Annotated in this window: 15 protein-coding genes; 7 read left to right on the top strand and 8 right to left on the bottom strand. The window is 71.0% G+C overall.

Going from position 1 to position 14,504, the window contains the following annotated elements; translation table 11 throughout:
* Positions 1 to 148: 148 nt before the first annotated feature.
* Entirely contained in the window at positions 149 to 1,582 is a 1,434-nt protein-coding gene (locus K244_RS0112625) for a saccharopine dehydrogenase C-terminal domain-containing protein (RefSeq protein ID WP_020186635.1), read from the top strand.
* Between the two features lie 3 nt (positions 1,583 to 1,585).
* Here K244_RS0112625 and K244_RS0112620 read toward each other — a convergent pair whose 3' ends face one another.
* Both K244_RS0112620 and K244_RS0112615 read right to left on the bottom strand, forming a co-directional pair.
* Positions 1,586 to 1,957 carry a PIN domain-containing protein gene (locus K244_RS0112620; RefSeq protein WP_020186634.1) on the bottom strand — a complete coding sequence of 124 codons (372 nt, stop codon included), beginning with the start codon at positions 1,955 to 1,957 and terminating at the stop codon, positions 1,586 to 1,588.
* A complete protein-coding gene (locus tag K244_RS0112615) occupies positions 1,954 to 2,151 on the bottom strand; it encodes a type II toxin-antitoxin system VapB family antitoxin (RefSeq protein ID WP_020186633.1) in 198 nt (65 codons plus the stop codon). Before K244_RS0112615 ends, K244_RS0112620 begins: the two co-directional genes overlap by 4 nt.
* A 128-nt stretch (positions 2,152 to 2,279) precedes the next feature.
* Here K244_RS0112615 and K244_RS0112610 point away from each other — a divergent pair, with 128 nt between their 5' ends.
* Positions 2,280 to 2,786 carry a DUF1523 family protein gene (locus K244_RS0112610; protein WP_020186632.1) on the top strand — a complete coding sequence of 169 codons (507 nt, stop codon included), beginning with the start codon at positions 2,280 to 2,282 and terminating at the stop codon, positions 2,784 to 2,786.
* Positions 2,787 to 3,090: 304 nt separating this feature from the next.
* Entirely contained in the window at positions 3,091 to 4,365 is a 1,275-nt protein-coding gene (locus K244_RS0112605; RefSeq protein ID WP_020186631.1) for an alpha-hydroxy acid oxidase, read from the top strand.
* Between the two features lie 31 nt (positions 4,366 to 4,396).
* Here the strand turns inward: K244_RS0112605 and K244_RS0112600 are convergent, their stop codons facing one another.
* A complete protein-coding gene (locus tag K244_RS0112600) occupies positions 4,397 to 5,545 on the bottom strand; it encodes a mechanosensitive ion channel family protein (protein ID WP_020186630.1) in 1,149 nt (382 codons plus the stop codon).
* Between the two features lie 186 nt (positions 5,546 to 5,731).
* Here K244_RS0112600 and K244_RS0112595 point away from each other — a divergent pair, with 186 nt between their 5' ends.
* Genes K244_RS0112595 through K244_RS0112580 form a run of 4 tightly spaced genes read left to right on the top strand, consistent with a single transcriptional unit; the run spans position 5,732 to position 9,291 of the window.
* The gene (locus K244_RS0112595) at positions 5,732 to 6,181 is read left to right on the top strand and encodes a MarR family transcriptional regulator (RefSeq protein ID WP_020186629.1); all 450 of its coding nucleotides are present in this window, start codon (positions 5,732 to 5,734) and stop codon (positions 6,179 to 6,181) included.
* Entirely contained in the window at positions 6,178 to 8,211 is a 2,034-nt protein-coding gene (locus tag K244_RS0112590) for an FUSC family protein (protein WP_020186628.1), read from the top strand. The genes K244_RS0112595 and K244_RS0112590 overlap by 4 nt, the downstream gene beginning before the upstream one ends.
* Complete coding sequence (locus K244_RS0112585) at positions 8,208 to 8,405, top strand: DUF1656 domain-containing protein (RefSeq protein WP_020186627.1); 198 nt, start codon at positions 8,208 to 8,210, stop codon at positions 8,403 to 8,405. Before K244_RS0112590 ends, K244_RS0112585 begins: the two co-directional genes overlap by 4 nt.
* 13 nt (positions 8,406 to 8,418) lie before the next feature.
* Complete coding sequence (locus K244_RS0112580; protein WP_020186626.1) at positions 8,419 to 9,291, top strand: efflux RND transporter periplasmic adaptor subunit; 873 nt, start codon at positions 8,419 to 8,421, stop codon at positions 9,289 to 9,291.
* 268 nt (positions 9,292 to 9,559) lie between these two features.
* Here K244_RS0112580 and K244_RS0112575 read toward each other — a convergent pair whose 3' ends face one another.
* From K244_RS0112575 to rsmI, 5 genes are all read right to left on the bottom strand, one after another.
* The gene (locus K244_RS0112575; RefSeq protein WP_020186625.1) at positions 9,560 to 11,089 is read right to left on the bottom strand and encodes a YifB family Mg chelatase-like AAA ATPase; all 1,530 of its coding nucleotides are present in this window, start codon (positions 11,087 to 11,089) and stop codon (positions 9,560 to 9,562) included.
* Positions 11,090 to 11,182: 93 nt separating this feature from the next.
* The gene (mepA, locus tag K244_RS0112570) at positions 11,183 to 12,100 is read right to left on the bottom strand and encodes a penicillin-insensitive murein endopeptidase (protein WP_020186624.1); all 918 of its coding nucleotides are present in this window, start codon (positions 12,098 to 12,100) and stop codon (positions 11,183 to 11,185) included.
* Entirely contained in the window at positions 12,097 to 13,053 is a 957-nt protein-coding gene (gene gshB, locus K244_RS0112565) for a glutathione synthase (RefSeq protein WP_020186623.1), read from the bottom strand. The genes mepA and gshB overlap by 4 nt, the downstream gene beginning before the upstream one ends.
* A 22-nt stretch (positions 13,054 to 13,075) precedes the next feature.
* A complete protein-coding gene (locus K244_RS0112560; RefSeq protein WP_020186622.1) occupies positions 13,076 to 13,441 on the bottom strand; it encodes a YraN family protein in 366 nt (121 codons plus the stop codon).
* 6 nt (positions 13,442 to 13,447) lie between these two features.
* Positions 13,448 to 14,383 (bottom strand): 16S rRNA (cytidine(1402)-2'-O)-methyltransferase, encoded by a 936-nt coding sequence (gene rsmI, locus K244_RS0112555; protein WP_020186621.1) that lies wholly within the window; start codon positions 14,381 to 14,383, stop codon positions 13,448 to 13,450.
* Between the last annotated feature and the right edge of the window lie 121 nt (positions 14,384 to 14,504).

Below are 14,504 nucleotides of genomic sequence, written 5' to 3'. Positions count from 1 at the left end.
GACCGGGCTTACGCGCGCCGGCGGCGGTTCGTTACGCGGCGCGGCCGTCATCGCCGCGTCACCGCTGGTGTTGATTCTCCAGCGCCGTTCGGCCTTTATCGGGCCGCGCGGCGCCCGCCGCGGCAGACCAGCCCAGGAGCGCGAAAGAATGACGGACCATCCGGTGTACGCCAAGATCGACGGTCCCATCGTGATGATCGGTTTCGGCTCCATTGGACGGGCGACGCTGCCTCTGCTGGAACGCCACTTTGAATTCGACAAGAGCCGGGTGTCGATCATCGACCCGAGCGATCTCAACAAGCACATCGCCGAGGCGCACGGCTACGAGCTGATCCAGCAGCACGTCACGAAGGAGAACTACCGCGCGTTTCTGACGCCCCTGCTGACCAAGGGCGAGGGCCGCGGCTTCTGCGTGAACCTCTCCGTCGACACCGGCTCGGCCGACCTGATCGCGCTCTGCCAGGAACTCGGGGTCCTCTACATCGACACGGTCAACGAGCCGTGGCTCGGCTTCTACTTCGACAAGACCAAGGGCCCGTCGGAGCGCTCGAACTACGCGCTGCGCGAAATCACGCTAGACCTGCGCCGCCGCTCGCCGAAGGGCCTGCCGACCGCCGTCTCCACCTGCGGCGCGAACCCCGGCATGGTGTCGTTCTTCGTGAAGCAGGCGGCGCTGAACATCGCAGCCGACATGAACCTGAACACGCCGGAGCCCACGACCCGCGAGGAGTGGGCGGCGCTGCTGCGCCAGATCGGGGTGAAGGGCGTGCACATCGCCGAGCGCGACACCCAGCGCACCACCGACCCGAAGCCGCGGAACGTGTTCCTCAACACCTGGTCGGTGGAGGGCTTCATCTCCGAGGGCCTGCAGCCGGCCGAGCTTGGCTGGGGCACGCACGAGACCTGGATGCCGGAGAACGCCCGCACCCACGACGACCCGAACGCCGCGGCGATCTACCTGATGCAACCGGGCGCGGCCACCAAGGTGCGCACCTGGTGCCCGACGCCGGGGCCGCAGTACGGCTTCCTCGTCACCCACAACGAGTCGATCTCGATCGCCGACTACTTCACGGTCCGCGAGGACGGCAAGGCCGTCTACCGCCCGACCTGCCACTACGCCTACCATCCCGCCGACGACGCCGTGCTGTCGTGGCACGAGCTGTTCGGGGCCGAGGGCAAGGTGCAGGACACGCTGCACGTGCTCGACGAGGACGAACTGGTCGACGGGATCGACGAGCTCGGCGTGCTGCTCTATGGGCACGGCAAGGGCGCCTACTGGTACGGCTCGCAGCTCTCGCTCGAAGAGACCCGCGAGCTCGCGCCCTACCAGAACGCGACCGGCCTGCAGGTGACCTCCGCCATCCTCGCCGGCATGGTCTGGGCGATCGAGAACCCGAACGAGGGCATCGTCGAGACCGACGAGATGGACTTCAAGCGCTGCCTGGAGATCCAGAAGCCTTACCTTGGCCCGGTGAAGGGCTACTACACCAACTGGACGCCGCTGCAGAACCGCCCCGGCCTGTTTCCGGAAGATCTGGACGAGAGCGACCCCTGGCAGTTCAAGAATTTTCTGGTGCGGTGAGGATCAGACGAGACCCGCCGCCGCGACGCCCAGGCGTTCGGCGGCGGTCTTGAGGCGCTGGTCCCGGGTCCAGAGGGCGCCGTCGAGCATCATGATCGTCGACGCGATCAGATGGACATCGACATAGCCGACGCCTGTCTCCCAAAGGTCGAGAGTCTCGATGAGCTGTTCGACCTCCGAGATCGACGCGACCTCGCATTGGTCGATGGCCCCGAGCGTCGAAAGCACGACGCCGCGCTTTGGCAGGCTTCCAAGAGCGATTTCGCCAAGGACGAAGGGGTGCATCAGAACCTGCCCGTCGTCGAGCAACTGCCTGAGCGCATTATCGGGCTTGCCGAGGTGGTCGGCCCAGACCGAGGTGTCGACCAGTATCACTCGGGCGGCAGTCTGCGGCGCGGCGGCGCCCTGAACCCAGGAGCGATGCCTCCGAGCCTTGCGGCGCGGCGCGAGGCTTCACGATGGACGAGCGCCTCGAGGCCCATCCGGACGAGCGTCGCCTTTTCCTTGACCCCTGTGTACTCCTGGGCCTTCGCGATCAACTCGTCATCGATGGCGACAGTGGTGCGCATGGATCGTCTCCTTCAGGCACGAAAAGTGGCATCCAGCGATGCCAAGATCAATGCCGCGCGCTGATTGCCTCTGGTCTCGCCGAGACCCACATACCTACGGATAAAGCTCGCCGCCGGAGATTTCAGGAATGTTCAACCGCACCCGCGTGATCGTCGCCGTCGTGGCCCTGCTCGCGGTGCTGCCGGGCGCGGCGTTCCTGCATTTCTACCTGCCGCGGCACGACGTGGTGCGGATCATCGGCGTCGAAAACCGCCGCGTCGACATGACGGGCAAGCCGCTGCAAGGCGGCGACCGCCCGAGCCAGGGGCGGGACGTCTATTACATCTTCGCCGAAGACGTCGAGACCAAGGTGCCGCACGTCTACCGCAATGAGGACACCGGCTGGGGCTTTCCGTTCTACCTGAAGTTCGACAGCGCGGACGAGCAGGCGGTGGCCGCCTCCATCGCGTCTGAGAAGGGGATAGCCGTCGTCACCAAGTACGGCTGGCGGCTGAACCTGCTGTCGTGGTTCCCGAACGCCGTCAACATCCGGCGGTCCGACCCGAACCCGACGATCATTCCGTGGTTCAACATCATCTTCTTCGCCGCCTTCGGCGCGCTCGCCATTTGGATCTGGCGCCGGGCCACGCGCTGAGCGTAGCGCCAGCGTCATCGTCGGACGCTATTTGAACGGGACAGGCGCCGTCAGCGGCCGGCGCGGCGGGCGACGCTTGCGCAAGCAGGTCGAGCCCCCGGCTTTTTGTGCGGTGCGGCATTATTCGGTGGACACGCAGGCGGGCGCGGGCTACGGCGCTAGTTCTACTTTAGTCCAATAAGAAACGCCTTCCCGCTTCCCCGACTTGGGCGCAGCTTCGAGGTGCGGCGTACGAGCGCAGCTCGCGCGACGCCTGCGAGCATGAGCCCGCGTCCTGGTCCCCGACGTTTTTCAGGAGACGACCGTGTCCGACGCTTCCGACGCCCGCCTGACCGACCGCCGCAATTTCATCCGCTTCCTTGCCGCAAGCCCCGTGATGACGCCGACCGCCGTTCGCACCCTCGTCGGGTCGCTCGCGCTCGGCTCGACCAGCGCGCTCGCCCAGAGCTACGACGTTCTCCGCGCCCCGGCGCAGGCGGTCGGCGACGTGATCGCGACGCCGGAGCAGGCGCTCAACGTGATGGACTTCGAGCCGGCCGCCAAGAAGGCGCTGCCGCCCGCCCATTACGGCTACCTCGCGAGCGGCGTCGACGGCGACGAGACGCTGCGGGCGAACCACGAGGCCTTCTCCAAGATCCGCATCCGCACGCGCCGCCTGATCGACGTGCGCAAGATCGACACCAGCGTCACGCTCTTCGGGCAGACCTACGGCACGCCGATCATGCTCGCGCCGGTCAGCAGCCAGGGCGCGTTCCACCCCGAAGCCGAGACCGCGGTCGCCAAGGCCGCCACGGTCAAGGGCAACGGCATGATCCTCTCGACGGTGGGCTCCACCTCGATCGAGGACGTCACAGAGGCGCGCGGCGCGCCCGTCTGGTACATGCTCTACCCGACCGACGACTGGACCGTCACCGAGGCGCTCGTGAAGCGCGCGGAGGCGGCCGGCGCGCCCGCGATCGTGCTCACCGTCGACCGCCAGGGCGGCCGCAACACCGAGACGCTGTTCCGCCTGCGCCGCGACGACACCCGGAACTGCAAGGACTGCCACGCCGGCGGTTTCGTCAACGAAGTCAGCCGCAAGCCGATGTTCGACGACCTCGACGTGTCGAAGGTCACGAACCTCTACGGCACGGGCATGACCTGGGACTACGTCGATCGCCTGCGCAAGATCGTGAAGGGCAAGCTGGTGCTGAAGGGCATCGTCACCCACGAGGACGCGGAAGAGGCGCTGAAGCACGGCGTGGACGCGATCATCGTCTCGAACCACGGCGGCCGCGCCGAGGAGAGCCTCTACCCGACCATCGAGGCGCTGCCCGAGGTGGTGAAGGCCGTGAACGGCAAGATCCCGGTGCTGGTCGACGGCGGCTTCCGCCGCGGCACCGACGTGATCAAGGCGCTTGCAATGGGCGCGGCCGCGGTCTGCATCGGCCGGCCTTACTGCTGGGGCCTCGCGGCCTTCGGCGAGCCGGGCGTCGCGGCCGTGCTGGCGATCATGCAGCGCGAATTCGAGACCATCATGAAGCAGGTCGGCGCGCTCCGGATCGAGAACATCACCGCTGATATGGTCAACGTCGGCTAAGCCGCCGGGCCCGTCTTCGGACGGGCCTCGCTCAGGCCCGCGCCGCCTTGAGCGCCGCGGGCCGCTCCTCCCGCGCCTGCTGCTGGCGCGGGTCCGGCGCCGGCTGGCGGCCCATGTCGGTCCGCAGCCGCGGCAGCGCGTAGGGGTGCTGCTCAGCCAGCCACACGATCATCTTCTCGCGCATCTCGCAGCGGAGGTCCCACGCCTTGGGCGAACTGCCCGACGAGACCAGCAGGCGCACCTGGATGACGTGCTCCATGGCGTCGGAGACCTGCAGGTTGACGACCTGCCCGTCCCAGAGCGGCGAGGCCCTCACGAGCTCGTCCAGCTTCGTCCGCATCAGCGCGATCGGCGCGGCGTGGTCGACGTAGAGCAGCACCGTTCCGATGATGGACGCGCCCTCGCGGGTCCAGTTCTGGAACGGCTTCTCGATGAAGTACTTCAGCGGCAGCACCAGCCGCCGCCAGTCCCACAGCCGCACCACGACGTAGGTCGCGGTGATCTCCTCGACCCAGCCCCACTCGTTCTCGACCACGATCGCGTCGTCGAGCCGGATCGGCTGGGTGATGGCGAGCTGGATGCCGGCCACGAGGTTGGCGAGCACCGGCTGCATGGCGAGGCCAAGGATGAGCCCCGCGGCGCCGGCGGAGGCGAGCAGCGACACGCCGTACTGCCGGACCCCGTCGAAGGTCATCAGCGCGGCGCCAATGGTGACGACGACAAGGAGGGTGACGCCGGCGCGCTCGAAGATCTTCATCTGCGTCAGGTGCTTGCGCGCCAGCAGGTTGTCTTCGGAGTCGAGCTTGAACTTCCTGAGATAGATGACCGTCCAGATGTGCAGCGCGGTCGTCGCCGCCCAGCCGACCAGGATCATGAAGGCGACGAGCAGGCCATGGCGGATGGCGTCGCTCTGGCCGTCGGTGAGCGGAGCCGCCGACGACACGATCGAGAACACCAGGATGAGCACCGCAAGCCGCGTCGGGCCGCGGGTGCGGGACACCAGCGAGCGCCAGAACAGGCTGCGTTGGGCCACGAACGTCGTCAGCATGCGAAACGCGAGGCGGTGAACCGCGATCGCGACCGCCGCGCCGAGCGCCAGCAGGATGAGGCTGGCGCCCCAGTCCGGAAGCCAGGACAGCCGCTCGGCCGCCCCTTCCACGAGCGTCACCGCTTCGTTCATGCGACCCCCTGATCTGTGCGACGTAAGAACAGGGAACGCGAGCGCACCCATAGGGTTCCCGCAGCGCAAGATAGCGTCTTCGCACCTGCGAGCGAAAGCGAATTGGCGCGGCGCGGCCTGCTGAGCGCGGCTCAGCCATGCGCGATGTCCCTAGCGGACTATTAGATAGCGTCCTAATTAGTGCGGATGTCGTCTCGCCCGTCGCCTTCCGTCGTCACCGATTTCGGCTTCGGCCTCACGCTCGCCGCGCGCCGCTGGCGCCGGACGATCGACGAGGCGCTCGCGCGCTATGACCTGAGCGACGCGAGCTGGCGCCCGCTGCTGCACCTCGACCGGCTGGGGGAGGGCGCCCGCCAGCACGACCTCGCGCACTCGCTCGGGATCGAGGGGCCCTCGCTCGTCCGCCTGCTCGATCGCCTGGCCAAGGCCAAACTGATCGAGCGCCGCGAAGACCCCACTGACCGCCGCGCCAAGACGCTCCATTTCACCGCGCGGGGCCGCGACGAGACGGCGCGGCTCAAGCAGGTGGTGGCGGAGGTTTGCGCGGAGATGCTGGAGGGCGCGCCCGCCGAGGAGATCGCCGGCGCGACGCGGTTGCTCGCGCGGCTCGCGGCCGACCGGAGCCCGCGCTCGTGAGCCCCATCGTCCGCGACCGCCTGATCTTCGCGGCGCGCACCACGCTCGCGGCGGGCCTGGCGGCCTTCGTCGCCTTCGTGGTTGAGCTCCCCCAAGCGTCGAGCTCCATCATGACGGTCTTTATCGTCTCGCAGCCGCTGACCGGCATGGTCCTGTCGAAGGCGCTCTACCGCGTGGTCGGCACCGTCGTCGGCGGCGTCGTCGCGATCGCGGTCACCGCGACGCTCTACGACGCCCGCGAGCTGTTCGTGGTCGCGGTCTCGCTCTGGATCGCGGGCTGCGTCTTCGTGTCGATCTATCTGCGCGACGCGCCCGCCTCCTACGGCCCGTTGCTGTCCGGCTACACCGTCGCGATCATCGCCTTTCCGGTGTTGGACGCGCCGGACACAGTGTTTTTGGCGGCGCTCGACCGCATCGCCGAAATCTTCGTCGGCCTCGCGTCCGCGACCATCCTGAGCCAGGTGTTCTTCCCGCGCAACGCCGGGCGCGCCCTGAGGGGCTCGGCGGAAACCGCGCTCGCCTCGGCCTCGCGCTGGGCCGCCGACACGCTGCGCGGGCGGCCCGACCCGGCCGCGGTGCTTCGCGACCGGCGCGCGCTGGTCGCGAACGTGGCGACGCTCGACGGACTGCGCATCCACGCCTCGTTCGACAGCGCGACCGTGCGGCTCTCCAACCGCCGCATCCGGCTGCTGCATGGGCGGCTGATCTCCTTCCTCGCGCTGGTCGTCGCGATCCACGACCGCATGGAGATTCTGCGCGCCGAGCGCCCGGAACGCTTCGCGGCGCTGGCCCCCACGCTCGCCGGCGCCGCGGACGCGATGGCGGCCGGCGCGCCGCCGGCGGCGCGCGCCGCGGCGGCGAAGGCCGTGTTCGCGGCGGCTCCCGATTTCGCCGCGATGCAGGCGGGCGCCGGCGCGGTGCTGGAGCGGACCATCCTGGTCCGCGTCGCCGATCTGCTCGCGCTGCGCGACGACCTCGACGGACTGTCCGACCTCAGGGCGCCGGAGACCGACCGCGCGGCGGGCGAAGCGCCGGCCACGCTCGAGCGCTACCGCGACTACCAGCTCGCCTTCACGGCCGCCGCCGCAGCCTTCGTCGCGCTGGTCGGCACTTTCGCCTTCTGGATCCTGTCGGGCTGGGTGAGCGGGGCGGGCGCGGTGATCTTCGTCGCCGTCATGGCGAGCCTGTTCGCCCAGGCGGACGATCCCGCGGCGGCGGCGGGCGGCTTCACCCTGATGACGGCCGTGGGCGCGCTGGTGGCGGGGGTCTATCTGTTCGGCGTGCTGCCGCGGCTCGAAGGCTTTGAGGCGCTCGCCCTCGCGCTCGCCCCGCTGGTGTTCGCCACCGCCTACGCCATGTCGATCCCGGCCTACACGCTGCGCGCGCTCGCGCTCGGCCTCGGGGCGATCAACATCCTGTCGCTGAGCAACGTCATGGCCTACGATTTCGCGGCCTACGCCAACACGACGGTCGCAAGCCTGTTCGGGCTCGGCTTGGCCACCGCGCTGCTGCGCGTGCTGCGGCCGATCGGGACGGCCTGGCCGGTGGCGCGGCTGATCGCGGGGCTGCGCCGCGACCTCGCGGAGGCGGCCGCAAGCCGCGAAGCCCCGACGCGCACCGCGTTCGAGAGCCGCATGTTCGACCGCATCAATGGGCTGATGGCCCGCCTCGACCTCGGCGACCCGCGCCAGCTCGCGCTGGAGCAGGGCGCGCTGGCGGCGCTGCGCGTCGGCCTCAACACCCTGGCGCTGCGCCGCGTGGTGCGGGGCCTGCCGCCGGCCGTCGGCGCGCCGCTCGCCGGCGCCCTCGCCGAACTCGCGCGCCATTTCCGCCGGCTCGCCCGTCGGGAGCCCTCCGCGCCGCCGCTCGACCGGCTGGACGCGGCGCTCAGCGCAGCGCTGGCGCAGGGGCCCGCCGACGAGGCGGAGGCCGCGGAGCTCGCGGTCTGGATCGCGGCGCTACGGTCGAGCCTCGCGCAGCATCCCGCCCTGTTCGGCGCGGCGCGGGGCCTCGGGGAGGCCGCGGCGTGATCAAGGAGGTCGACATCTTCGGCGTCTTCGTGCCGCCCCTGCTGCTCTACGCGGCGCTTGCGGGCCTGATCTGGCAGCCGCTCCGCATCGTGCTGGAGCGGACCGGCTTCTACCGGCTCGTCTGGCACCCCGCCCTGTTCAACGTGTCGGCCTACGTGCTGACGCTGGCGGCGGTCGTCGCCGTCCTGATGTGAGGCTTTGCAAATCATGTCGATCGCCGCGAGGAGCTTTCGGGTCCTCCTCACCCTCGTCGTCTTCGCCGCAGCCCTCGCCGGCGGCTGGTACGTCTGGCGCGCCTACGCCGACACGCCGTGGACGCGGGACGGCCGCGTGCGCGCAAACGTCATCCAGGTGACGCCCGACGTCTCGGGAGCCGCGACCGACCTGACCGTGCAGGACAACCAGACGGTGAAGAAGGGCGACGTGCTCTTCGTCATCGACCAGGCCCGCTACAAGCTCGCGCTCGACCAGGCCGAAGCGACGGTCGACGGGCGCTTCGGCGAGCTGCAGCAGCGGCGCAAGGAGGCGGACCGCCGGGACAAGCTGACCTCCGCCGCCGTCGCCGACGAGGCGCGCGAGCAGGCCCGCACCGCGGTCGTCACCGCCGAAGCCGCGTGGCGGCAGGCGATCGTCGAACGCGACGTCGCGAAGCTCAACTTCGACCGCACCGTGGTGCGCTCGCCGGTCAACGGCTACGTCACCAACCTGCTGCTGAACGAGGGCGACTACGCGACCGCCGGCAAGGCCGCCGTCGCCGTGGTCGACAGCGACTCGTTCTACGTGGCCGGCTATTTTGAGGAGACCAAGCTGCGCGCGATCCGCGAGGGCGACCCGGCGACGGCGCGCCTGATGGGCCACGACGGCGATCTCACGGGCCATGTGGAGAGCGTGGCGCGGGCCATCGTCGACCGCGACAACGTCACGAGCGCGGACCTGATCGCGAACGTCAATCCGAGCTTCACCTGGGTGCGGCTGGCCCAGCGCATTCCGGTCCGCATCAAGCTCGACCCGCTGCCGGCCGGCGTGACCCTCGCAGCGGGCATGACCGCGACGGTGGTGGTGCATCCCGCTACGCGGTGAGCCGTCCGCCGACGCCGGGTCAGGTCTTCGAGGTCGGAGGATGAAGCACGGGCGATCCCTCCCTCGATAGAGGGGAGGGTGGACGGGCGAAGCCCGGCCGGGTGGGGTTGGCGCCGGACGAACCTCCCCCGCCGCCGCGCTCCCGCGCCGTCGCGCCCTACGTCCGAGACCCTACCCGACCTCGGCCTGCCGGCCGAGGCATCCCTCCCCACGCCTTCGGCGCGAGGAGGGATGTCTGCGCCTTGGCCCGTGACGTGAAAGGTGCGGCTTACGCCGCCTGCGCCGCGGAGGCGGGCGCCGCGCGGTAGGCCAGGGCTTCGGCGAGATGGATGCGGCCGACGGTCTCCACGCCGTCGAGGTCGGCGATGGTGCGGGCGACCTTGAGAACCCGGTGATACCCCCGCGCCGACAGTTTGAGCGCGTCGGCGGCGTCGCGCAGCAGCTTCAGGCCCGCGGCGTCGGGACGGGCGACCTCCTCCAGCAGCGCGACCGGCGCATGGGCGTTCACGGAAACGCCGTCCAGCCCGAGCGCGGCGAAGCGGCTCGCCTGCCGGCGGCGGGCGTCGGCGACGCGGGCGGCGACCGTCGCGCTGTCCTCGAGCGCGGGCGGCGCCATCAGGTCGGCGGCGCTCACCGCCGGCACGTCGAGGCGCAGGTCGATGCGGTCGAGCAGCGGGCCGGAGATCCGCGCCTGGTAGTCCGCGGCGCAGCGCGGGCCGCGGCGGCAGGCGTGCCCGGCCTCGCCTCCGCCGCAGCGGCAGGGGTTCATGGCCGCGACCAGCTGGAAGCGGGCGGGATAGGCGATGCGATGGTTGGCGCGGGCGATCACCGCCTCGCCGGTCTCGAGCGGCTGCCGCAGCGCGTCGAGTGCCTGGGCGGAAAACTCCGGCAGCTCGTCGAGGAACAGCACGCCGTTGTGGGCGAGCGCGATCTCGCCGGGCCGGGGCCGCGCTCCGCCGCCGACGAGCGCGGCCATGGAGGCCGAGTGGTGCGGCGCGCGGAACGGCCGGCGGTTCGACAGCCGGCCGCCCGCGAGCTCCCCCGCGATCGAGCGGATCATCGCGACCTCGAGCAGCTCGCGCGCCCCGAGCGGCGGCAGCAGCGACGGCAGGCGGCTCGCGAGCATCGATTTGCCGGCGCCAGGCGGCCCGTTGAGCAGGATGTTGTGCCCGCCGGCGGCGGCGATCTCGAGCGCGCGCTTGGCCGTCTCCTGGCCGCGGACGTCGCGCAAGTCCGGCTGCGCGCCGACCGCGTCGGGCAGGCCGGGGCGGGGGCGGGCCAGCACCTGCACGCCCTTGAGGTGGTTCGCGATCTGGAGCAGCGAGCGGGGCGCGACGATGGCGAGGTCCGCGCTCGCCCAGGCGGCCTCGGGCCCGCAGGCCTCCGGGCAGATCAGCGCATGGCCGCGGGCGACCGCCGCGACCGCCGCCGGAAGGCAGCCCGCGACGCTCGCGATCGTGCCGTCGAGCGCGAGCTCGCCCAGCACGGTCACGCCGGCGAGCGCGTCCTGCGGCACGGCGCCGATCGCCGCCATCAGCCCGAGCGCGATCGGCAGGTCGAAGTGGCTGCCCTCCTTGGGCAGGTCGGCGGGGGCGAGGTTGACCGTGATGCGCCGCGGCGGCAGCGCGAGGCCGGAGGCGATCAGCGCGGAGCGCACCCGCTCGCGCGCCTCGGTCACCGCCTTGTCCGGCAGGCCCACCACGTTGAAGGCGGGCAGGCCCGGCGCGACCTGCACCTGCACGTCGACGGCCCGCGCATCGATGCCCTCGAACGCCACCGTTGAGACCCACACGACCATGCCGCCGCCCCCACCCTGACGCACGCGATGGTAGCGGAGAGCAAACGGCCGTCAAGAACAATCAGCGAACATCTCGCGGCTCGGCCGCCTGGGTCACGGCTCGCGGATGACGGCCGCGCAGTCCGGCGGCATGTCCTTCAGCGTCATCGGGGGGCGCGGCTTTGGCGGGATCTTCGGCTGCGTCGGGAACAGGCGGCCGGGCGTGAACCACCAATCCAGCGGCTTGCCGCAGCCGTCGCCGGGGATCACGTCCGCCTGCGGCTTGCAGGAGGCCTCGCCCGCGGGGCAGCCCAGCCGCACGTGGAAGTGGTAGTCGTGGCCCCACTGCGGGCGCACCTTCTGCAGCCAGCCGCGGTCGCCGCGCGCGTCGCGGCACACCGCGCGCTTGATCGCCGGGTTGACCAGGATGCGCTCCACCTGCGGGTCGAGCGCCGCGTCTTTCAGCACCTGCATGTGGTTCGCGGTCCAGAAGCGGTTCATGTCGATCCGGTTCTCGGCGACGACGTTGGTGGACATCAGCGTCTCGCGCTGCGCCGTCGTCAGTTCCTGGTTCGGCATCGGCCGCAGCCAGATGTCCACGTCGAGGCCGATCTGGTGCGAGGCGTGGCCCTTGATCATGGGCCCGCCGCGCGGCTGCGACATGTCGCCGACCAGCACCCCCGGCCAGGAGGTGTTCGAGGCGACCCGCTTCGAAAACCGCTGGATGAAGCTCACCAGCGTCAGCCGGCCGTAGAACCGGTCGCGCGAGGGCCGCATCACCTGCCAGGTCGGGCCGCTCAGCGGCAGCATGGAGGCGCTCGCGAGACAGCCCTTGGAGTAGAAGCCGATCGACCGCTCGCGCCCCGTGCTCGGGCGCGTCACCCGGCCGAACAGCTCCTTCGCGGGCGTCGTCGCGGTGATCGGCGGCATCGGCGGCAGGCGGAAGCCGGGCGGCGTCACGTCCTGCGCAAAGGCCGCGCCGGCGGCGCAGGCGAAGAGCGCGGCTGCGGCGAGAGTGATCTTCAGCGTCATGCGGCCGCGCGGCTCCGCTTGGCTTCGATGGCGTCCCAGGTGATCGCCGCGACGTCCGGGCCGCCGAGCCGCTTGATGGCGCGAATGCCGGTGGGGGAGGTCACGTTGATTTCGGTGAGGTTTCCGTCGATCACGTCGATGCCGACGAACAGCAGGCCGCGCCGCGCCAGCTCCGGCCCGATGCGCGCGCAGATCTCCTGCTCGCGCGGGGTGATCTCGGTGGTCTGCGCGGCGCCGCCGCGCACCATGTTGGCGCGCAGGTCGCCCGCCGCCGGCACGCGGTTCACCGCGCCCGCGAACACGCCGTCCACCAGCAGGATGCGCTTGTCGCCTTGCGAGACCTTCGGCAGGAACTTCTGCACCATCCACGGCTCGCGGAAGGTGGTCGAGAACAGGTCGATCAGCGAGCCGTAATTCAGGTCGTCGGCGGTCACGCGAAACACCGCCGCGCCGCCGTTGCCGTAGAGCGGCTTCACCACGATGTCGCCGTGCTCGGCGCGGAAGGCCGCGATCTCGGCCTTGTCGCGGGTCACGATGGTGGGCGGCATCAGCTCGGGAAAATCGAGCACGAAGATCTTTTCCGGCGCGTTGCGCACCTCGGCGGGGTCGTTCACGATCAGCGTGCGCGGGTGCACCCGCTCCAGCATGTGGGTGGTGGTGACGTAGGCCATGTCGAACGGCGGGTCCTGCCGCAGCAGCACCACGTCGGTCTCGTCGCCGAGCGAGACGCGGCGCTCCTCGCCGAGCGTGACGTGGTCGCCGGCGACGTCGCGCACCTCCGCGGGCCGCATGGCCGCGAACACGCCTTGCGTCGTCTGGGTCAGGCGGTCGGGCGTGTAGACGAGCAGCGAGTGGCCGCGCGCCTGCGCTTCCAGCATCAGGGCGAAGGTCGAATCGCCCGCGATGTTGATGCGCTCGATCGGGTCCATCTGCACGGCGACGCGAAGCGACATGGGGCTGATCCGCTTGGGGTTTTTACTGGCCGAAGGCGTTTGGGAGACGGCGCGGCAGGCGGCGGGGCGCGACGAGGACGACGTCGAAGGTCATGACATATCCCGCATAAGCCGGCTCGCGCGCAAGAAAGGCCTCCGCCCCGCGGCGGATGCGGGCCTGCTGGCGCGGCGTCACGGCCTCGGCCGCCGCCTCCAGAGTCGCGCGGGCCTTCACCTCGACGAAGGCGAGCGTCTGCCCGCGGACCGCGATCAGGTCGATCTCGCCGCCGCTCTGGGCGTAGCGTCGCTTCAGGATGCGCCAGCCGGTCAGCCGCAGCAGCCAGGCCGCGCGCGTCTCGGCGTCGAGCCCCAGCCGGAACGCCGCGAGCCGCTTCGGCGCCGGCGCCATGGGGGCTCAGCCGCCGGCCTTGGTCAGCTCGAGCGCGCGGGCGTAGACCTCGCGGCGCTTCAGCCCGGTGGCGCTCGCGACTTCGGCGACGGCGTCCTTCACCGTGGCGCGGGCGAGCGCCGCTTCGAGCAGCGCGTCGACGTCGCCTGCGCTCGGCGGCGCCTCCTCGGCCGGCGGGCCGATCACCAGCACGATCTCGCCCTTTGGCGGCGCCTCCTGCCCGAGCGCGGCCGCAAGCTCCCCGAGCGTGCCGCGCCGCACCTGCTCGAAGCGCTTTGTGAGCTCGCGGGCGAGCGCCGCCGGCCGGTCCCCAAGGCCGTCGGCCAAGTCCGCGAGCGCTTCCGCGACCCTCGGGCCGGTCTCGAACAGCACCAGCGTGCCGGGCACGCGGGCGATCTCGGCGATGCGCTCGCGCCGCCCCTGCTGCTTCGCCGGCAGGAAGCCCTCGAAGAAGAAGCGGTCGGTCGGCAGGCCCGCCAGCACCAGCGCGGTTAGCACGGCGGAGGCGCCGGGCAGATGCGTGACGTGCGCGCCGGCCGCGACCGCGTCGCGCACCAGCTTGAAGCCGGGGTCGGAGACCAGCGGCGTGCCCGCGTCGCTGACGAGCGCGAGCTTCTGGCCCTCGGCGAGGCGCGCTAGCACCTTGGGGCGCATCTCGGCGGCGTTGTGGTCGTGGTAGGGCGTCAGCCGGGTCGAGATGCCGTAGTGGTTCATCAGCTTGGCGGTGACGCGGGTGTCCTCGCACAGCACCGAGTCGGCGCCGGCCAGCGTCTCCAGCGCTCGCAGGGTGATGTCGGCGAGCGTGCCGATGGGGGTCGCGACCACGTGAAGGCCTGGCGGCAGCGACGGCGCCGTCAGCCGCACGCCGGCCACGAGGTAGCTGCGGGAGGGGTGGTCGGGGCCGGCCGTGAGGTCGGGGTCGGTCGGCTCGGGCCTTGGCATGGGAACGCTCGTCGGTTACTTCAGAGGGTAAGTCTATCGGTGGGGCGCGGCCGCGGGAAGCGGTGGTGCGCGACGCTCCCCGAGCCGTGGACCATCGGGGCATTCGGCGCGTCGGACGAGT

It is taken from the genome of Methylopila sp. 73B (genome assembly GCF_000526315.1).
GTDB lineage: Bacteria > Pseudomonadota > Alphaproteobacteria > Rhizobiales > Methylopilaceae > Methylopila.
This window is presented reverse-complemented; position numbering and strand designations above follow the sequence as displayed.